Annotated in this window: 18 protein-coding genes and 1 tRNA gene; 11 read left to right on the forward strand and 8 right to left on the reverse strand. The window is 56.3% G+C overall.

Translation table 11 applies throughout. The annotated features are described in order from the left end of the window. Positions 1 to 18 precede the first annotated feature (18 nt). Positions 19 to 813, forward strand: a complete 795-nt coding sequence (fabI, locus tag K3169_RS20625; protein ID WP_027902846.1) for an enoyl-ACP reductase FabI — start codon at positions 19 to 21, stop codon at positions 811 to 813. Between the two features lie 818 nt (positions 814 to 1,631). Here fabI and K3169_RS20630 read toward each other — a convergent pair. From K3169_RS20630 to K3169_RS20645, 4 genes are read right to left on the reverse strand one after another with little or no spacing between them, the layout of a single operon-like run. Beyond that, positions 1,632 to 2,633 (reverse strand): lysylphosphatidylglycerol synthase domain-containing protein, encoded by a 1,002-nt coding sequence (locus K3169_RS20630; RefSeq protein WP_122706055.1) that lies wholly within the window; start codon positions 2,631 to 2,633, stop codon positions 1,632 to 1,634. Further along, entirely contained in the window at positions 2,630 to 3,913 is a 1,284-nt protein-coding gene (clsB, locus tag K3169_RS20635) for a cardiolipin synthase ClsB (protein ID WP_263267773.1), read from the reverse strand. The genes K3169_RS20630 and clsB overlap by 4 nt, the downstream gene beginning before the upstream one ends. Further along, positions 3,910 to 4,695 (reverse strand): endonuclease/exonuclease/phosphatase family protein, encoded by a 786-nt coding sequence (locus K3169_RS20640; RefSeq protein WP_027898860.1) that lies wholly within the window; start codon positions 4,693 to 4,695, stop codon positions 3,910 to 3,912. The genes clsB and K3169_RS20640 overlap by 4 nt, the downstream gene beginning before the upstream one ends. Further along, positions 4,692 to 5,609: a DUF72 domain-containing protein gene (locus K3169_RS20645; RefSeq protein ID WP_099267275.1), complete on the reverse strand. Its 918-nt coding sequence runs from the start codon at positions 5,607 to 5,609 to the stop codon at positions 4,692 to 4,694. The genes K3169_RS20640 and K3169_RS20645 overlap by 4 nt, the downstream gene beginning before the upstream one ends. Before the next feature lie 495 nt (positions 5,610 to 6,104). Between K3169_RS20645 and K3169_RS20650 the strand changes: the two genes are divergently transcribed. The 3 genes from K3169_RS20650 to K3169_RS20660 all read left to right on the forward strand — a co-directional run bounded on the left by K3169_RS20650 (position 6,105) and on the right by K3169_RS20660 (position 9,735). Further along, positions 6,105 to 6,644 carry a cytochrome b gene (locus K3169_RS20650; protein ID WP_263267776.1) on the forward strand — a complete coding sequence of 180 codons (540 nt, stop codon included), beginning with the start codon at positions 6,105 to 6,107 and terminating at the stop codon, positions 6,642 to 6,644. 211 nt (positions 6,645 to 6,855) lie between these two features. Next, a complete protein-coding gene (locus tag K3169_RS20655) occupies positions 6,856 to 9,021 on the forward strand; it encodes an outer membrane assembly lipoprotein YfiO (protein ID WP_263267778.1) in 2,166 nt (721 codons plus the stop codon). Positions 9,022 to 9,027: 6 nt separating this feature from the next. Further along, positions 9,028 to 9,735, forward strand: coding sequence for a DUF3142 domain-containing protein (locus K3169_RS20660; RefSeq protein ID WP_231677262.1), 708 nt, complete (start codon positions 9,028 to 9,030; stop codon positions 9,733 to 9,735). On the opposite strand, the gene K3169_RS20665 is transcribed toward K3169_RS20660, so the two are convergent. Together K3169_RS20665 and K3169_RS20670 are read right to left on the reverse strand one after the other, a co-directional pair. Next, positions 9,736 to 10,293 carry a cysteine hydrolase family protein gene (locus K3169_RS20665; RefSeq protein ID WP_231677263.1) on the reverse strand — a complete coding sequence of 186 codons (558 nt, stop codon included), beginning with the start codon at positions 10,291 to 10,293 and terminating at the stop codon, positions 9,736 to 9,738. A gap of 24 nt (positions 10,294 to 10,317) precedes the next feature. Beyond that, positions 10,318 to 11,241 carry a LysR family transcriptional regulator gene (locus tag K3169_RS20670; protein WP_122395611.1) on the reverse strand — a complete coding sequence of 308 codons (924 nt, stop codon included), beginning with the start codon at positions 11,239 to 11,241 and terminating at the stop codon, positions 10,318 to 10,320. A gap of 119 nt (positions 11,242 to 11,360) precedes the next feature. Here K3169_RS20670 and K3169_RS20675 point away from each other — a divergent pair, with 119 nt between their 5' ends. Further along, entirely contained in the window at positions 11,361 to 12,110 is a 750-nt protein-coding gene (locus K3169_RS20675) for a 3-oxoacyl-ACP reductase family protein (protein ID WP_263267780.1), read from the forward strand. Between the two features lie 117 nt (positions 12,111 to 12,227). Here the strand turns inward: K3169_RS20675 and K3169_RS20680 are convergent. Then, positions 12,228 to 12,317, reverse strand: a tRNA-Ser gene (locus tag K3169_RS20680). A 225-nt stretch (positions 12,318 to 12,542) separates the two neighbouring features. On the opposite strand from K3169_RS20680, the gene K3169_RS20685 reads away from it, so the two are divergent. The 5 genes from K3169_RS20685 to K3169_RS20705 all read left to right on the forward strand — a co-directional run bounded on the left by K3169_RS20685 (position 12,543) and on the right by K3169_RS20705 (position 15,724). After that, entirely contained in the window at positions 12,543 to 12,731 is a 189-nt protein-coding gene (locus K3169_RS20685) for a hypothetical protein (RefSeq protein WP_027898867.1), read from the forward strand. Positions 12,732 to 12,867: 136 nt separating this feature from the next. Next, a complete protein-coding gene (locus K3169_RS20690; protein ID WP_027898868.1) occupies positions 12,868 to 13,161 on the forward strand; it encodes a DUF6388 family protein in 294 nt (97 codons plus the stop codon). Positions 13,162 to 13,168: 7 nt separating this feature from the next. Then, positions 13,169 to 13,831 carry a class I SAM-dependent methyltransferase gene (locus tag K3169_RS20695; protein WP_122706045.1) on the forward strand — a complete coding sequence of 221 codons (663 nt, stop codon included), beginning with the start codon at positions 13,169 to 13,171 and terminating at the stop codon, positions 13,829 to 13,831. 110 nt (positions 13,832 to 13,941) lie between these two features. Beyond that, on the forward strand, positions 13,942 to 14,634 hold the full coding sequence (locus K3169_RS20700; RefSeq protein WP_122395614.1) for a crotonase/enoyl-CoA hydratase family protein: 693 nt from the start codon (positions 13,942 to 13,944) through the stop codon (positions 14,632 to 14,634). Positions 14,635 to 14,752: 118 nt separating this feature from the next. Then, positions 14,753 to 15,724: a magnesium and cobalt transport protein CorA gene (locus K3169_RS20705; protein WP_099267286.1), complete on the forward strand. Its 972-nt coding sequence runs from the start codon at positions 14,753 to 14,755 to the stop codon at positions 15,722 to 15,724. Between the two features lie 402 nt (positions 15,725 to 16,126). Here the strand turns inward: K3169_RS20705 and K3169_RS20710 are convergent, their stop codons facing one another. After that, entirely contained in the window at positions 16,127 to 16,846 is a 720-nt protein-coding gene (locus K3169_RS20710; protein WP_263267783.1) for an amidotransferase, read from the reverse strand. 714 nt (positions 16,847 to 17,560) lie between these two features. On the opposite strand from K3169_RS20710, the gene K3169_RS20715 reads away from it, so the two are divergent. Continuing rightward, entirely contained in the window at positions 17,561 to 17,932 is a 372-nt protein-coding gene (locus tag K3169_RS20715; RefSeq protein ID WP_099267288.1) for a rhodanese-like domain-containing protein, read from the forward strand. Positions 17,933 to 17,934: the final 2 nt, after the last annotated feature.

The raw sequence follows: 17,934 nt of genomic DNA on the forward strand, positions 1-17,934 counted from the left end.
CCTGAAGAGGAACAACACATGGGTTTTCTCGCCGGTAAGCGCGTCCTGATCGTCGGTGTCGCTAGCAAACTGTCCATCGCATCCGGCATCGCTGCCGCCATGCATCGCGAGGGTGCAGAGCTTGCCTTCACCTACCAGAACGACAAACTCAAAGGTCGCGTCGAAGAATTCGCCGCTGGCTGGGGCTCGGGCCCTGAGCTGTGCTTCCCTTGTGACGTAGCCAGTGACGAAGAAATCGCCAAGGTCTTCGAAGACCTGAGCAAGAAGTGGGACGGCCTGGATGTGATCGTTCACTCCGTTGGCTTCGCTCCAGGCGACCAGCTGGATGGCGACTTCACTGAAGCCACCACCCGTGACGGTTTCCGTATCGCTCACGACATCAGCGCCTACAGCTTCGTGGCACTGGCCAAAGCCGGTCGCGAGATGATGAAAGGCCGCAATGGCAGCCTGCTGACTCTGTCGTATCTGGGCGCCGAGCGCACCATGCCGAACTACAACGTGATGGGCATGGCCAAGGCCAGTCTGGAAGCCGGTGTACGTTATCTGGCAGGCAGCCTGGGCCCGGACGGCACTCGCGTCAACGCGGTATCGGCTGGTCCGATTCGTACGTTGGCGGCTTCGGGTATCAAGAACTTCCGTAAGATGCTGGCTGCGAACGAAGCGCAAACTCCGCTGCGTCGTAACGTGACCATTGATGAAGTCGGCAACGCTGGCGCGTTCCTGTGTTCGGACCTGGCGTCCGGCATCAGTGGCGAAATCATGTATGTGGATGGTGGTTTCAACACTACCGCTATGGGCAATATCGAAGAGTAATCTTCGAGTACGCCTGTGAAAAAGCCCGCAGCTTGTGAGAGTTGCGGGCTTTTTTTGTGGCGGTATATCCGTTATCGCGGTGATGGCTAATATTGGTTGCGCCCTTACGGCGCCTCACTTTTGGGGCCCAAAAGTAAGCAAAAGGCTCTTGCCCCACCACTTGGTGCCTCGCTGTCGCTCGGCATGCCCGTAATCCGACATTGCTGCGTGGCGCCGCCGCCACCGGCCATCCATGGCCTGAGGCGGCTAAACCGGCATCCCTGCCGGTTTGCCCCACACAGCAATGTCGAATTCCGGCCGGCGTGGTTTAACGGGGCGCCTAAAGTCAAAATCAAAAGCAGAGCAGAGCAGATCAAAAGCAGAGCGAAAAACAGCAGGATCGCCTCGGACCGGTAGGAGCGAACTTGTTCGCGAGACGTCAGCACAGCCAGCACAATATCGTCTGACACACTGCATCGCAGCCTTCGGCAGCTCCTACAGAATATCGGTAAGCTCACACAATCAGGTCGGCTTTCAGGCCGCCGCGCCTTTGATTTTGATCTGAGGCGCCCCGTTAACCACGCTGGCCGAACGCAGATTCTGAACCGTGGGCAACCCGGCAAGGATGCCGGGTTAGCCGCACCGGGCCATGGATGGCCCATTGCGGCGGCCCACGGTTCAGGATCTGCGGGCGGGTACACCGAGCACCAGCGAGGTGCCGAGTGGTGGGGCAAGAGCCTTTTGCTTACTTTTGGGCTCCTTTCAAAAGTGAGGCGCTGTAAAAGCGCAACCAGTTTCAGCCGTTATCCCAACAACGGATATGTACGCAAAACAAATGATCAGGCCCCACCTTCAGCCTGATTCCTCTCCCCCATCTTCTTGCTACGCTTCTCCAGCACCAGATAAACCACAACCGCAATAACCAGCGGCAGCAGAAAGTAAATCGCCCGATAGCCAATCAGCGCCGCTAGCAAGGTGCCTTTCGAGAACTCATCCTGCAACAAGGTCATGAAGACCGTTTCCAGCACCCCAAGCCCCGCCGGGATATGCGTGATCACACCAGCGATGCTGCTGATCAACAACACCCCAAGGATGGCTGGATAGAACGCCTTGTCCGGCAGCAGGGTATAAATCACCAACGCCATCAGCGACCAGTTCAGCGCGCCGAGACTGGCCTGCAGCAGCGCCTGCTTCATCGATGGCAGGGTGATCTCCTGCTTGCGAATGGTCCACGAGCGACGCTTTGAAAACCGGCAAGCCAGTAAATAAGCACCCGACACCGCCAACAAAGCAAAGCCGATCAACCGCAGCGTTCCCGTACCTACCGCCCATTCCTTGGGCAGCTCCAGAAAGCCCATGGCAAAAACGCCACCTGCCAGAATCATGTAACCCAACCAATTGGTGATCAGGCTCAGACTCAACACACGAGTAATAGTCGGCACATCCAGTCCAAGCCGGGAATACAGGCGATAACGCAACGCAATCCCGCCGACCCACGAACTGAGGTTCAGGTTGAACGCATAACAGACAAACGCCACCGGTACGATCTGTTTGATCGCCAGCTTGTGCCCGGTATAAAACCGTGCCAACACATCGAAACAGCAGTACGTGAGGTAGCTGCACAGCGCAATCACGACACCTAATGCCAGGGTGCTGAGCTTGTAGGACTGCAACGCCTGCTTCACTTCCTGCCAATCGAGGTTCTTGACCAGCAGGAACAACAACACCGGCACCGCGATAAAGAAGAACAGGTTAAAGGCACGCTTGGCCCACTTCCATTTGTTGCTTTGTTTCTCTTTTTCTTTTGGCTGATCCGAAGACGCCTCATAAGCCTGACTCATAGCGACTTCTCCTGATCCGATTGCAGGCTGGACTTCAATTGCTCTGTGACGCTGCTTTTCTCATTTTCAACAACGCTCGCTTCAGGAATTACATCCGCAGCCCGCAACGGTTTGAGCCTCATGCCATGGGCCGGAAACAAGCCAGCGATCGCCGGGAAGTGACGCAGGAAGTGAAAACTCAGGAAGATCATCGGCGCACGCCACCATTGACCGCGTGCCGCGCCTCTCAGGTTCATTTCTTTACTGTGGGCCGCAGCGAGTCCGGTCAAATGCTCGTGCAGATGCTGATTGAGCTGTTGATCGCGGATGAACAGGTTCACTTCAAGATTCAGCGCAAGGCTCAGCGGGTCCAGGTTACTGGAGCCGACGGTGGACCACTCACGGTCAATCAGAGCCACTTTGCCGTGCAGCGCACGCTGGGTGTATTCGTGGATTTTCACCCCGTCACGCAATAAGTAGGTGTATGTCAGCCGCGAGCAGACACGCACGAACGGCATGTCCGGCTGGCCTTGCAGAATCAGGGTGACCTTGACGCCACGGCGCGCAGCATTTCGCAACTCACGCAGGAAGCGGTAGCTGGGGAAGAAGTAGGCGTTAGCGATGGTGATCCGCTGGGTTGCATTACGAATCGCCAGCAAATACTGCTCTTCAATATCAGTTGTGTGCTCCTCGTTGTCGCGCTCACACAACAGCATTCGCGCACTGCCCGCGTGCTGGGTCGCTACGCGCAGCGCCGGGACTTTGGCTCGCACACCTTCACTCAACAGGCGCATGGCGGACTTGTGAATATCGCCGACGATAGGGCCACGAACCAGGACTGCATAATCCTGCTTGGCAGTCAGACCGGTATCACTCATGTGATCAACGCTGTAGTTAATGCCGCCAATGAAGGCCAGCTCACCGTCGATAACCACGACTTTTCGGTGCAGACGCCGGAACAGGTTGGTGCGCATGCCCATCAGGCGCGGACGCGGATCAAACAGCTGAATATGAACACCCGCAGCCAGCATCCGGCCGACAAATGACTTGCTGAGATCCGAAGTCCCGTAATCGTCCACGGTCACCACGACGTAAGCGCCGTTGCTAGCAGCCTCAATGAGCGCTTGCTGGAGCGCCTCCCCGATCCGGTCTTCGAAAATGATGAAGGTTTCCAGCAGCACTTCTTTGCGCGCCGCGCGAATGCATTCGAAGACGCGGGTGAAATAGTCTTCGCCGTTGATCAGCAACTCAACCGAATTGCCCTCTTGCCAGTGCCCGTGGTTATTCGCCTGATCACTCATAAGGTTAACTCCACTGCCAGCGGCGCATGATCTGAAAGGTGTGACCACGGACGATTGGACAAGACTTTGGGTCGATTGCTCGTGGCATTGCGTACGTAAATGCGGTCAAGCCGAAGCAACGGCCAGCGCGCGGGAAAACTTTTAGCGGAGACGCCGAAGTGCTGAACGAAAACTTCGTGCAGCCCGGTGCCATCCAGCGCCGCATCGGCGCGCTGACGCCAGTCGTTGAAATCCCCGGCTACGATCACCGCCTCGCCCTCCGGTAACCGGGCCAGCAATTCAGCGAGCAGCTTCAGTTGCTGCTGGCGATGATTTTCCCGCAGCCCAAGGTGCACGCAGATGGCATGCACGTGACCGTGATGGGGAACATCCAGCACGCAGTGCAACAAGCCGCGCTCTTCTGTGCCATGGATCGAGATGTCGAGGTTCTCGTGGTAGCTGATCGGGTACTTGGACAGCAGCGCGTTGCCATGGTGGCCGTGGGGATAGACCGCGTTGCGGCCATAGGCGAAATCACCCCACATGCTGTCCGCCAGGAATTCGTACTGCGAGGTGGTTGGCCAATCCTTCACGCGCTGGGCGTGATTTTGATGTTCGCCGTGAACCTCCTGCAAAAACACCACATCGGCAGACACTGAGCGCACCGCGTCTCGCAACTCGGGCAAAATAAATCGGCGATTCAGAAAACCGAATCCCATGTGCATGTTCATGGTCAGCACGTTCAGGGAAACGCTGGCAGATGTAGCCGTTCGCACGCCAACCGGCGTTGTGGCACTGGTCAAAACTCAACTCCTTGCAGGTCGCCCGGCGCAACGTCCAGCCCTTTGGCGAGATCGAAGCGCTCCAGCAATTGACGGGCGTCATACGGCGCACGGACTTTAAGGTCGTTATCGAAGTAGCAATAAATGTCCCGGGATTTGCGTTTAAGCCCTTTTCCAGTAATCAACACCTGGGCGTCGGATGGCTGTGAGCCTTTGCGCCAGGCATCAATACGATCGCCCCAATACTGGATGGCCTTGTCGGTATAGCCACTGGCATAAAGTTTTTTATCGCCGTGCAGCCTCAAGTAGACAAAATCACTGGTCAGGTCTTCGATGTACGGCCACTTGCCTGCGGTGTCCGCCATCACCAACGCCACTTTGTACTTGCGTAACAAGGTAATGAACTCAGGCACCTTGAAACTTGCGTGACGGATTTCCACCGCATGGCGTAGACGACCGGTTTGGGGAAGGTCCAGATAGCCGGGCTTGTGCATTTTTTCGTCGCACTGCGCAGCGCAACGCCTGGCCTGCTTCATGTCATGAGGCAACAGCGTGAGGAAGTGTTCGAATTGCTCAGCATCGAATTTGAAGCTCGGCGGAAACTGCCAGAGGATCGGTCCCAGTTTCTGTTTGAGCTGAAAAATACCCGACGCAAAAAAGTTGGCGACGGGTTTCTCAACCTCATTCAGGCGCCGCACATGGGTAATGAAACGTGGGGCTTTGACACTGAACACAAAATCATCAGGCGTATCGGCATACCAGCGCGCATATAAGTCCGGCGATTGCAGAGCGTAAAAAGAGCCATTGATCTCGATACTGTTGACCGCACGAGACGCAAACTTGAGCTCGTTTTTCTGTGTCAGCCCTTCCGGATAAAAGTCGCCCCGCCACGGGACGTAGCGCCAGCCGGAGATGCCAATGCGGATATCGCTCATGATGAGAGGCCCAGTGCAATACGCGGCGCCCGTGAGCTGCGGACCTCCAGACGCGATCCTGGCCGAGGTCCACGCCCGCTTTCAGGCATGAATGTTCACGTCATATGAAGCCTGGCACTGGCACAGGTTCCATACCGTTTTTTCAGCTCAGTAAACTCACCCGTGTCGTCCAGGTTATCGACCCAACAGGTGAGTCGGTGCTGCGCATTGCAGGCCTGGCCCCAGAAAGATGCGCCACCAACCGGACCTGAACGCTCTCAGCGTTGGCGCATGGCTAGCATGTCCTGACGAAAAAAAGCGGTTCCGGCATGGGTATTGCTGCAACGATATAAGCGATCCTCGGTCAAGAAAGTGACTGCACTGCAAGCACTCATCGACCCGCCATCGCCGAGCAAGCTAGAGCATTGAGCGGTCGAAACACGGCAAGCCAGAAATCGGCCTGCGGCAATCTGCATCTGTGCCTAAAATGCCAAAAAACAATCAAGGGAAAACACCGTGAATACACCTTCAGCAGTACGCTATAGCTATAGAGCCCGTTGGCTTCACTGGGTAATGGCCATCCTGATCGTGCTGGCGTACGCCCTTATCCTGAGCCGCACACAATTTGCGCGTGGTTCTGAGTTGCGAGCTTTCGCGGTACAAAGCCATTTCTGGGTAGGCATTCTCGTGCTGACCCTGGCATTCTTCCGCGTTGCTGAACGGCGCCGTCATACGCCACCGGATATAACACCACCACTCGAGGATTTTCTGCGACTCGCCGCAACCGCTTCCCACTATCTGCTTTATGCGTTCCTGTTTGCACAGCCACTACTGGGGCTGTTTACAGTGCTGATAGAAAAAGGCTCGCTGCCAATTCCTTTGACGGATATTTTGATCCCGTCACCCTTCCCCGTCTCCGAGCGCTTCGCCGAATCACTGGAAGACCTGCACAAACTGTTGGGCTCCATTTTTTACTACGTCATTGGCCTGCATGTCGTTGCCGCGATCTGGCATCACTTCGTGCGCAAGGACAACACGCTCAAACGTATGGTGTAGGGCCTCCCTTCGCCATGATGATCTGCAGGGGGTGGGTGTTGCCTCGTGCCAAATGGTAGACCGGTAGGAGCGCACGAGTACCGCGATGGCTTTGTGTCAGAATAAGTGCTTTCGCAGCCTTCGGCAGCTACTACGAAGTGCATTTCAAACCCGAAAGGAATGCAAGAGCCAGCGCTCACATCCCTCGCCCTAGCCCTCTCAAGGACGTTCCATGCAAAGCCGCCTGCTGACTTCTCTGGCCATCGCCGTGTGTGCATCGGCTTCCTCCCTCGCCCAAGCCAGCAGTGATGACTCCTGCTATCCGACCTGGTCGATACTCAGCGAACAGCTGGACCCTTGCAGTAACTTGCCTTTCCTCAGCCCCGGCAATGACAGCTCGGTTAATCTGCGGCTGCTCCTGGCCAATGCCGGCAAGTTGCAATTGAGCCCCGCAGCACTGAACAAGGATGACCTTGCTGAAGGTTACGGAGAAGTACCTTTTGCTCATTACCGCCTGCTGCCGGTGCAAGGCGAGATCGATGAAGAGGTTGCGAAAGACGGTCATACACTCGGGCTGAATGAGATGCTTGCCACGCTGGGCATCAAACGCGAACCCGCAGAAGTGGCTGGCGATATGTTGATCGACGGCGAAGGCAGCCGCTGCCGCAGCAACAATGAAACCACCGCCACGGATTTCATTCGCGAATTGATCAAGACGCCGGAACTCTCCCCTGCTGAACGCGCTGCGCTGGCGAACAGCCGGATGCAGATGCTCCCGGCCTGCGGGTGGGAGCCCGAGCAACTGACCAGTCTGTTGCCTGGCGAAATCACCTCGAGCACAGGCAAGGCCTTCACCACTTATCTGCAAGCGGCCGCCGACTTCTACAGCGGACGTTTCGTCGATGCGAGCAAGGGCTTCACCTTGCTGGCTGATAATCCAAACGAATGGTTGAAAGATACGGCGCTGTACATGATTGGCCGAACCGAGCTGAACCTGGCTCAGGAGAAAGCCTTTGAATACGGCGAACTGAGGCCGGATCGCGTTGATCTGGCTGCGGCCAGACGAGCTGAAAGTGCCTTCAAGAACTACGTCGACAACTACCCCTACGGCGTCTATTCCAGCACCGCCACGGGCTTGCTGCGCCGGGTGCACTGGCTGACTCAGGACAAAGACAAGCTTGCTGCTGATTATGAAGCGCTGCTATTTGGCCCAGGCGAAGACAACCCGGCTTACGAAGCGCTGGTGCGCGAGGCGGATCTCAAGCTCGTCACACCGAACACGACCGCGATCAAGTCGCCCATGATCTCCGCCGTCAATGACCTGATGTGGATGCGTGAAGACTCCAGCAACAAGCTGACCAAAGCCGGTTTGATGGCGCAAAAGGGCACATTCGCTGAACATCCAGAGCTCTTCACTTATTTGCAGGCCGCGTTCGCCCTGTACGTCGAGAACAATCCGGCCAGCGCCCTGCAACTGCTACCCAATACCATGCCCTCCGAACTCAACTACCTGGCGTTCAGCCAGCAGATGCTGCGTGGGTTGGCTCTGGAAGCCAATCAGGACTGGAAGGGGGCACAGAATTTATGGCTTCAGCTATTACCATTGGCCAAATTGCCGTTGCAAAACGAGCAACTGCAACTGGCACTGGCCATGAGTTACGAGCGAGACGAACAGCTGGCTAAAGTATTTGCCGCAGACTCACCCATCAAAGCTGAAAAGTTGCGCTATATCCTGCTCAGCAAGACCGCCGATGCAGACCTGTTGATCCAGCAGACGACACAAGGGATAAGCGAAACGGAGCGCAATACCGCGTTATTCGTACTGCTTTACAAAGACTTGATGCGCAGCCAGTTCGCCAGGTTTGGGGAGGACCTCAAGCGACTGCCGGATGCACCGTCGCCAGAGAAACTCGGCTACAGCCTTGGCTATGTACACAACCAAGGCCCGTCCTTGAGTCTGTTTCGCTGGAAGGGCAGCGAGGCTGACTCCGGCTACGCCTGCCCTGGCATCGCCGACATCGCAGCCGTATTGGCCAACGATGCAATCAACCCCCCAGGTTTAAACTGCATGGGCGAATTCATCCGGGGCAATAACCTGGACGGCATGCCGCTGGACGAAAAGCGCAACCCCGATGTACTTGGTGGTACACCTCCTGGTTACGTAAAGAGGGTATTCGCCCGGCATACGGCCTATCAGGCGGTGATCGTCAATCCGAAAGCAGGTCACGAAGACAAAGCCTACGCACTGTATCGCGCCATCAACTGCTACGCCCCGTCGGGCAACAATGGCTGCGGCGGCAAGGCAGTAGAGCCCTCGGTACGCAAGGCGTGGTTCAAACAGCTCAAAAGTGGCTTTGCCGATACACCCTGGGGTAAGTCTTTGCAGTATTACTGGTAATCCTGGATGCGCGGCTGGCTAATGCTGCTGTGCTTATTACAGCTGGGCTCGGCCAAGGCAGCGGTCAATGCCGAGGATCATGATGCCTTTTGGCTGTGGGGAGGTGTCGCTGCACAGCCGGTGCTGACCAAGGCAAAAACCCTGTACCTCTTGCAAGGGCAGATCAGTAGCTCGCGCAGTGAACAACACCGTCGAGTCAACTTCGTGGCGCAGGGCATGCAAGTGGCGAAGCTGCCTCAGCGCGAAGTCTGGATCGTCTATCGCGCTCATACTCTACGCTGGCCTGAGACGGTCTATAACCAGCTGTTTGGCCAGATCAAACGCTGGCGTCAGGCAGGTAACCTGGTGGTGGGCATCCAGATCGACTTTGATGCCCGCACCCGCTACCTCGACGAATACGTGACGTTTCTGCGCGACCTTCGCCAACGCCTGCCCGCCGACTATCGCCTGAGCATTACCGGCCTGCTGGATTGGAGTAGCAATGCAGACGCTTCCGTTATCGGAAAACTCAAAGGCGTGGTCGATGAAGTTGTGGTGCAAACCTATCAGGGCCGCCACAGCATTCCGGACTACAGTGCTTACCTGCCACGAATCAGTCGGCTGGGTTTGCCGTTTAAAATTGGACTGATTCAGGGCGGCGAATGGCAAGCGCCTGACTATCTGCAAGACAACCCATGGTTCAAGGGTTATGTGGTGTTCTTGCAGAATCGGTGATCACAGACGCTGCAGTATCTCTTCGCTGCCCACTACCGTGGCGTATTCCCCATGCAGATTACCCAACGACATGGCGTGCACGTCTTCAGCACTGCGCGGTGTGCCGAAAAAATCCGGCTTGTCGAAGGTAAAACATCCGTCATGGGGCACGATCACGTCAAACCCCAGATTGCCACCCGTGCGGGCAGTGGCTTCGACTGAGTTGTTGGTGGCAACACCCACGGTGATGACCTGGGTGATGGAATCGCTTTTTAACCACTGCGCGAGGGGGGAATTGCAGAAGGCATCGGGCACCTGCTTGCACAACTCACGCTCACCTTCCAAGGGCAGAAAGTCCGACTGATATTCCACGCCGGCCTGCTCCGGCCAAAACACCGACTCAGGCTCGCGGGAAAAATGCCGGATATGGATCACGGGTCTTTGGGTGTCGCGCCAGGCCTGGAGTAGCGCGAGCATTTGCCCTTCAGCCTGAGGATTATTGCGGCGGCCCAGTTTGGGATGTTGAATGCCCTGTTGCATATCAATGATCAGTAGTGCGGCGTTGGCGTGAATCTTCATCTGAACTGACTCTATCAAAGGCTTTTAGAGGGCGCTGAAGGCTGCAGACAGACCCTGCTGGGCAAACTGTTCAAGGACAAAATCCACGAACGCCCGAGTCTTGCCAGGCAACAATTTGTGCTCCGTGTAATAGAGCGAAATATTACCGTCGTCAACGTACCAATCGGGCAACACACGCAGCAGTTGCCCGCTGCGTAAATACGGCACAGCAAACGGCATACTGACCAGCGCGATGCCCAATCCCTGCTCGGCAGCAGAACACGCGGCCTCCGAATCACTCATGGTCATGCGCGGCTTCAGGTCCAGCGGGCTGTACTGGTGATCGCGACTGGTCAGCGGCCAGGAGCGGATTCGTCCGGTCTGCGGCGAACGGATCAGAATTCCCGGATGGTTCTGCAGATCCTCCGGCTGATCAATAGCCGGCTGCCCGGCCAGATAGCCCGGCGACGCCACCAGCACCCGGTGCGCAGGCGCTAACTTGCGCGCCACGACCCCTTGAGGCAGATCAAACCCACCACCAATGGCTGCGTCAAATCCCTGCCCAATCAAGTCCACCTGTCGGTTATCAAAATGCCAATCCGGTGTAATGGCCGGGTAACGACGTAGAAACTCGGCCAGCAGTGGCACGATGTAAAGCCGTCCGAAGATCGTCCCCATGCTGACTTTCAGCGTGCCCGTCGGCTGCCCTTCCGCACTGGCCAGATTAGCAACGGCATTTTGAATCGTGGTGAAGCTGGCAGCGACTTCCGTCAGAAAACGCTGCCCGGCCTCTGTCAGTGTCAGGCTGCGGGTACTACGCTGGAACAAGCGCACACCCAGCCGCGCTTCCAGCCTGGCGACACTCTTACCAACGGCCGCTGGCGTCAGGCTTAGACGTCGTGCCGCTTCGGCAAAGCTGCCTACCTCGGCGCTGCGGACAAAGCATTCGATGCTGCTGAAGTTTTCCATGAGTCGGATTCTAAACTTTTGGTTTACTCAGACTATCGCAATTACCGTCTACTCAGGATGCAATCTGCGCCGGATACTGCCCCCCAACAACTCACTTAACAACTGCTCAGGAGAATCTCATGACTCAGCAACCACCACTCAGCGGCAAAATAGCGCTCGTTCAAGGCGGCTCACGGGGTATCGGCGCCGCCATCGTCAAACGTCTGGCCGAAGAAGGCGCGTCAGTCGCTTTTACGTACGTCAGCTCCGAGGCCAAGGCGCAGGAACTGCAGGAAAGCATCACGGGCAATGGCGGCAAGGCCCTGGCAATCAAAGCCGATAGCGCAGACGCAGAAGCCATTCGTAACGCAGTTGCCCTTACAGTTGAAAAATTCGGCCGCGTCGACATCCTGGTCAACAATGCAGGCGTGCTCGCCATCGGTCCGCTGGATGAGTTCAGCCTGGAAGATTTCGACCGTACGCTGGATATCAACGTGCGCAGCGTATTCATTGCCTCACAGGCCGCAGCAAAGCACATGGGCGATGGCGGTCGCATCATCAACATCGGCAGCACCAACGCCGACCGCATGCCCTTCGCCGGTGGCGGTGTGTACGCCATGAGCAAGTCAGCGCTGGTCGGTCTGACCAAAGGCCTCGCCCGGGACCTCGGTCCACGGGGCATCACCATCAACAACGTACAGCCCGGCCCGGTCGACACCGACATGAACCCGGCCACCGGCGACTTCGCCGAATCACTGATCCCGCTGATGGCTATTGGTCGTTACGGCCACGCCGAAGAGATCGCCAGTTTCGTTGCTTACCTTGCGGGCCCGGAAGCGGGCTACATCACCGGCGCGAGTTTGACGATTGATGGCGGGTTTGGGGCTTGATGAATCGCCGGGCCTATCTGTTGAAGCGGTTTTGATGAACTGCTGAAAGGACAAATAGCCAGAAACGAAAAACCCCTGACTTCTCAAGGAAATCAGGGGTTTCGTTTGTAGCGAATTTGGCGGTGAAGGAGAGATTCGAACTCTCGATACAATTTCTTGTATACACACTTTCCAGGCGTGCTCCTTAAGCCACTCGGACACTTCACCGTATCTCGTCACACCGTTGGTCTGTCGAGGCGCGCTAATGTAGTCGAAAGCTTTTGCGAACGCAAAGGTTTTTTCAGATTTTTCATGCGGTTAAGCAAATCCCCCTCTGCGCGCATGGCGCCAGCTCATGATCACAGGGTTTCACCTCGTGCAGATACTGGCCGGGGTGATTTCCTGTGGAGCATTGCTTTATATTCGAATCCTGCTCGGCGGAGATCGAAAGCGATGGCACATTCACCCAGGTATCAAATCTCGGAATCCGTGCGCAATATTGAAACAGAGGTGGGCAAATTGCTGGATCTGGTTGTCATGCTCAAGGAGGCTGGTGACGAAGGATTGTCGGCAAACGTTGCGCTTCAGGCACACAAACTGTTGGAGGCTGCAGTGGCGCTGAGGATGGCGATGGCTGGCTGATAGCTGCTGCCCCATTCCACGTGACAGGCCCGGTGGCACTGGCAGCTCAACCCCCAATCACGCACAATCGCGTTCCCGTCTCTTTGGCGCGTTGTGCTGGAGATACTGACTTGGCTGCAAACCTGCGGAGAACCCGATGAATCTGCTCGAATGGAACGACGTTACTCAAGCTAAATACCTTGAGACCAATCCTCTTCTGCGCGATGAAATTCAGAGCCTTAGCGCCAAGGATCAGCAAGATCAGATCAAGTGGGCCTTTGAAGATGAAGCGGAAGCACAAGGCATCGAACCCTGGGAGCTGGCAGCGCAACTGATCGCTGAAACGCCTGAGCAACTCAAGGCCATGCGCCTTGACACCCATCAGCAGGTGGCAGAAGCGCTGGGTATGGATTGGGCGGAATATTGCGAGCTGAACGACATTCAGGAGTAGCGCACTGATGAGCACATCCTCCGAAGCAGGGGCTGCCGTTTACTCGCCCCTGACGCTGAAGCTTTACGACGCCTGGGTACTGGGCATTTCCAACCAGTTCGCCTGGCACTGCCCTACCCGGCAAGTATTACAGCCATTCTTCGACCGTCACGTGGGCGCACGCCATCTTGATGTGGGTGTCGGCACCGGTTATTACCTGGCCAAAGCCCGCCTGCCGGACACCACTCACGTCACCTTGCTGGACTTGAACCCCAGCAGCCTTCAGGCCGCCAAAGACCGCTTCGGTCGCGCTGACACGCAAGTCCTGCAACATGATGTGTTCAAACCGCTGGATGCCTCGCAGCATGGCCGCTACGACTCGATCTCTCTGTTCTATCTGCTGCATTGCCTGCCCGGCACCATGGCCGAAAAGGCCCAGGTGTTCGCCAGCCTCAAGCCCTGCCTGAAAAACAATGGCGTGTTGTTCGGCGCCACCATCCTCGGAGATGCGGCTGACCACAATGGCTTTGGCCGCAAGCTGATGGACATCTACAACAAGAAAGGGATTTTCGGTAACCGCAGCGATACCGTGGCGGGGTTGCGCAGTGCGCTTGAACTGCACTTCGCTCAGGTAAGCATTGAAGTGGTGGGCAAAGTGGCATTGTTCAGCGCCCGATCAGCGATTCTATAAGCGGCCACTGACAGCAGACGTTCAAAGAAAAAATGACCCGGTAGTCATCGCTTTACCTGCCCCTTGTGGGTGAGTAACGTCTGCTCACGTCAATAACAAGGAACATTGTCATGAGTGATTTGATCTCTTACCAACTGGAAGACGGCATCGCCACGCTGACCCTGAGCAACGGCAAGGTCAACGCTATTTCCCCTGAGGTGGTAGCTGCTTTCAATAGCGCGCTCGATCAAGCCGTGAAAGATCGCGCGGTGGTGATCATCACCGGCCAGCCCGGCATTCTTTCCGGTGGCTACGACCTGAAAGTCATGACCTCAAGCGCTGAAGCCGCCATCAGTCTAGTCAAGGAAGGTTCGACGCTGGCCCGACGCATGTTGGCCCACCCCTTCCCTATCGTCATCGCCTGCCCAGGTCATGCGGTCGCCAAAGGCGCGTTCCTGCTGCTGTCCGCTGACTATCGAATCGGTGTCGAGGGGCCGTTCAGCATTGGTTTGAATGAAGTGCAGATCGGCATGACCATGCACCACGTCGGCATCGAACTGGCCAGGGATCGCCTGCGCAAATCGGCTTTCCACCGTTCGGTCATCAACGGCGAAATGTTCGATCCCAAAGGTGCAATGGATGCAGGCTTCCTCGACAAGCTGGTCAGCGTCGAAGAGCTCACTGAAGCCGCACGCACAGCCGCGCTGCAACTGAAAAAGATCAACATGAACGCCCACAAGCACACCAAGCTGAAAGTGCGCAAAGCGCTGCTGGATACGCTGGATGCGGCCATTGAAGCCGATCAGCAGCATTCGTTGAGCTGACTTCAGGCGCCTGTCAAACCAGACGTTAGACAGCCCGCGAACTCGGCGGGCTTTGCCGACTCTTATTCGTGAGCCCGTTGCCGGGCATCCCCTGCCACTTTCAGGATGCAAAACCAAAATGGGTCGAGTCGTTGCCGCTGCGGTGTACAGTGCAGGCAAGAAAGTCACCGATATCAGTCTCGAAGAAGGCGCAGCCTGGGCCGCAAAACCCGGTCATTTTGTCTGGATCGGTCTGGAGCAACCGACTGCCACTGAGCTCTGCAGCCTCAAGGAGCAGTTCAAACTGCATGAGCTGGCCCTTGAAGATGCCCTTGAAGTACACAGCCGCCCCAAGCTGGAAACCTTCGGCGACGCGCTGTTTATCGTCACCTACGCACCGGTCAGAGAGAACGGCAAACTGACGTTTGTTGAAACTCATATATTTGCCGGCAAGGGCTACATCATCACCTCGCGCAATGGTCACTCCAAGTCCTATGGACTGGTGCGCCAACGCTGTGAAGCGCGACCGTTGCTGCTGGAGCATGGCGAAGACTTTGTGCTCTATGCCCTGCTGGATTTCGTGACGGAAAATTATCAGCCAGTCACAGAGTCTATCCACTGCGAACTGGAAGAGCTGGAGCACAGCGTGCTGACCGGGGCGTTGAAAGAGAGCGATATCCAGCGCATCCATAGTCTGCGTCGCGACCTGTTGCGCCTGTGGCGTTACGTAGCGCCGATGGTGGAGGTCGGCGAAGAACTACAGAAACTCAGCTTTCCCTTCATCGACAAAAATATGCGACCGTACTTCCGCGATGTGGAAATTCACGTCAAGCGGCAAATGGAAGATTTGGGCAACCTGCGTGATATCGCCAGTCAGACCATCGAGATTGGCCTGCTGCTGGAGTCGTCACGACAGAGCATCGTGCAGCGCAAGTTTGCGGCCTACGCTGCGATCCTTGCCGTACCAACAGCCATCGCGGGCATTTACGGGATGAACTTCGAGAACATGCCGGAGCTGACCTGGCACTACGGCTATTACGTGGTGCTGGGCACGATTGCGACGGTGTGTGGCGGACTGTTCGCAAGCTTCAAGCGTTCAGGCTGGCTTTGAAGCCGCGCATATCCGTAGGGGCATCGCGCCAACCGGTGGAGCTGTGGAGCGCCCGCCTCGCGCAGCAAACACGAATACTGTAGGAGCTCCGGTGTCGATGGCACTGCGCCGTCTCGAGGCAAACATAGGACCTGTAGGAGCTGCCGAAGGCTGCGATCGCGATGTTTCAGGAGAAATGCTTCGCAGCCTTCGGCAGATCCTACAGAAAATGCATTTCAATCCAGTGGTTTGCATGTGGCTTGATGAGAGTGAGCTTGCTCGCGATTCGGTCTGTCATTCGGTGCATATATCGCCTGTGCTGACGCGATCGCGGGCAAGCGCGCTCCTACAAAATGCATTTCAATTCAGCGATATACATGTAGTTTGACAGGAGCGGCTTCAGCCGCGAGGGCGCAACACACTTTAAACCGCAGCTTTATGCTGCACGAACCGCATCATCCATTCGGCTACCGTCTGGCCGTGATGGTCATGCTCGAGGCTGGCGATACCGTTCTGGTAAACCTTCTCGCCCAGACAGGCCTGGCGAATATCCAGCAAGGTCCGGGAGTAATCGTGAATAAATTCCGGATGTCCCTGGAAGCACAACACCTGATCATTGATGTGGTACGCCGCAAACGGGCAGAACTCGCTCGAAGCAATGACCGTAGCGTTTTCCGGTAACGCGGTGACCTGATCCTGATGACTGATCAGCAGGGTCAGTTTGTCCATGGCCGGCGTCATCCATGGCGTGGCAGGTGCCAGCTCGTAGTGATGGATACCGACGCCCCAGCCTTTGCTAGCCCGCTCACTTTTACCCCCCAGCAGCAACGCCAGTAACTGGTGACCGAAGCAGATACCGAGCAGTTTGTCGCCGCGCTGATAAAGCTCCAGCAAATAGACTTTCAGGGTTTGAATCCACGGATCAGTGCCAAACGAGTCAGCTTTGCTGCCGGTCACCAGATACGCGTCAAAGCGCTCGCCTTCCGGTGGGTATACGCCCTGCATCACGTTGTAGACCTCGAACTCGGCGGCAATGGGTTGCCGTGCGAAGAGCCGTTCGAACATCCGCCCATACCCCTGATATTGATCCACCAGCTCAGGGCGAAGGACGTCGGTTTCCAGAATGCAGATGCGTAGCGGCATAAAAAGTACCTGAAACGGTCAAGGCGATAGTGCGCGGCCCAAGCCTGCCTTGAACGGGTATGCCAAGGCAAGCGCCGGTTGCCGGGTCTGTGCATCATTACCTGAACCATCGCTGTACCGCGTGCATTTTTAGCAACCGGTATTTTGTAAGGTTGGTACAACAGTAATGACCGACGTAGGAATATTCCGACACCGACGAACGGTAGGTCGGCACTAATCAGGCTGAAAAAATGCCCGACCTGTCTAGCAGGGGAACATGCGCCCCGTTAACCGCAGTTCCTATAACTGGTTATTCGTATGAGTTGGCCATACATACGAAATGGTTCTAAACAACAACGACCTTGGACTCTAAGGTTAATTTTGTAGCAACAGTAGCGCGATAAAAACTATATGCGGCGCTCGGGTTGTCGGCGGATTTGCCGGACCGGTTGCTCAAAGAAACACCTTTGCCAGCTGCCCGAACATTATCAATACATTCGGTGAGCTTTTGTCGCTCAGGAATAACAAAAAAAGGCAGATAGCCATGTTTAAGCATTCGAAAGTACGTCAAGCCGGGCTTATCTTGTTCGCCACTACCCTGCTGTTGATCTTGCCAAATATGACTCGTCTATTCGGCTGACAGGCTTTGCAGCAGTAAACCCAGACGACTGCGCCCTACCGGGCGACGATTATCTGTGCCAGTCTTTGCTCATCTATGAAAGGAGGCATTTGGTGATGGGTAAATGGATAGCGCTTGGGCTCTTACTCTGCACCGGTAGCGCCGCCGCAGGTGATGTCGAACAAGCGGTTGCCGTAGCAGCGCTCAAGGAAGGGAAACTGGCCGTCGATGTGCGCAGCCAGACTGACTACGACGCGGGCACTGTACTCAACGCGGTACGCGTAGAGGAGCGACGTCTGGTCAATCAAATGAAGCAGGTGCTCAATGACCGCAACGTGGTGTTTGTGGTGTTCAGCAGCAGCAACGAAAAAGCCAGCAAAGCTCAGGACAAACTGAACAGGGCCGGTTATTACAGCGTTATCAATGGTGGCAACTATGAAGAGCTGCACAACGCTCTTTACGACACCAGCGACGACCCGGCGGAGTAATG

This window comes from Pseudomonas phytophila (assembly GCF_025643095.1).
Classification (GTDB): Bacteria; Pseudomonadota; Gammaproteobacteria; order Pseudomonadales; family Pseudomonadaceae; genus Aquipseudomonas; species Aquipseudomonas quasicaspiana.

Coding starts and splice junctions, on each gene's coding strand:
- fabI (WP_027902846.1), top strand. CDS start 19: ATGGGTTTTCTCGCCGGTAAGCGCGTCCTGATCGTCGGTGTCGCTAGC.
- K3169_RS20630 (WP_122706055.1), bottom strand. CDS start 2,633: ATGAGTCAGGCTTATGAGGCGTCTTCGGATCAGCCAAAAGAAAAAGAG.
- clsB (WP_263267773.1), bottom strand. CDS start 3,913: ATGAGTGATCAGGCGAATAACCACGGGCACTGGCAAGAGGGCAATTCG.
- K3169_RS20645 (WP_099267275.1), bottom strand. CDS start 5,609: ATGAGCGATATCCGCATTGGCATCTCCGGCTGGCGCTACGTCCCGTGG.
- K3169_RS20655 (WP_263267778.1), top strand. CDS start 6,856: ATGCAAAGCCGCCTGCTGACTTCTCTGGCCATCGCCGTGTGTGCATCG.
- K3169_RS20660 (WP_231677262.1), top strand. CDS start 9,028: ATGCGCGGCTGGCTAATGCTGCTGTGCTTATTACAGCTGGGCTCGGCC.
- K3169_RS20665 (WP_231677263.1), bottom strand. CDS start 10,293: ATGAAGATTCACGCCAACGCCGCACTACTGATCATTGATATGCAACAG.
- K3169_RS20670 (WP_122395611.1), bottom strand. CDS start 11,241: ATGGAAAACTTCAGCAGCATCGAATGCTTTGTCCGCAGCGCCGAGGTA.
- K3169_RS20675 (WP_263267780.1), top strand. CDS start 11,361: ATGACTCAGCAACCACCACTCAGCGGCAAAATAGCGCTCGTTCAAGGC.
- K3169_RS20685 (WP_027898867.1), top strand. CDS start 12,543: ATGGCACATTCACCCAGGTATCAAATCTCGGAATCCGTGCGCAATATT.
- K3169_RS20690 (WP_027898868.1), top strand. CDS start 12,868: ATGAATCTGCTCGAATGGAACGACGTTACTCAAGCTAAATACCTTGAG.
- K3169_RS20695 (WP_122706045.1), top strand. CDS start 13,169: ATGAGCACATCCTCCGAAGCAGGGGCTGCCGTTTACTCGCCCCTGACG.
- K3169_RS20700 (WP_122395614.1), top strand. CDS start 13,942: ATGAGTGATTTGATCTCTTACCAACTGGAAGACGGCATCGCCACGCTG.
- K3169_RS20705 (WP_099267286.1), top strand. CDS start 14,753: ATGGGTCGAGTCGTTGCCGCTGCGGTGTACAGTGCAGGCAAGAAAGTC.
- K3169_RS20710 (WP_263267783.1), bottom strand. CDS start 16,846: ATGCCGCTACGCATCTGCATTCTGGAAACCGACGTCCTTCGCCCTGAG.
- K3169_RS20715 (WP_099267288.1), top strand. CDS start 17,561: ATGGGTAAATGGATAGCGCTTGGGCTCTTACTCTGCACCGGTAGCGCC.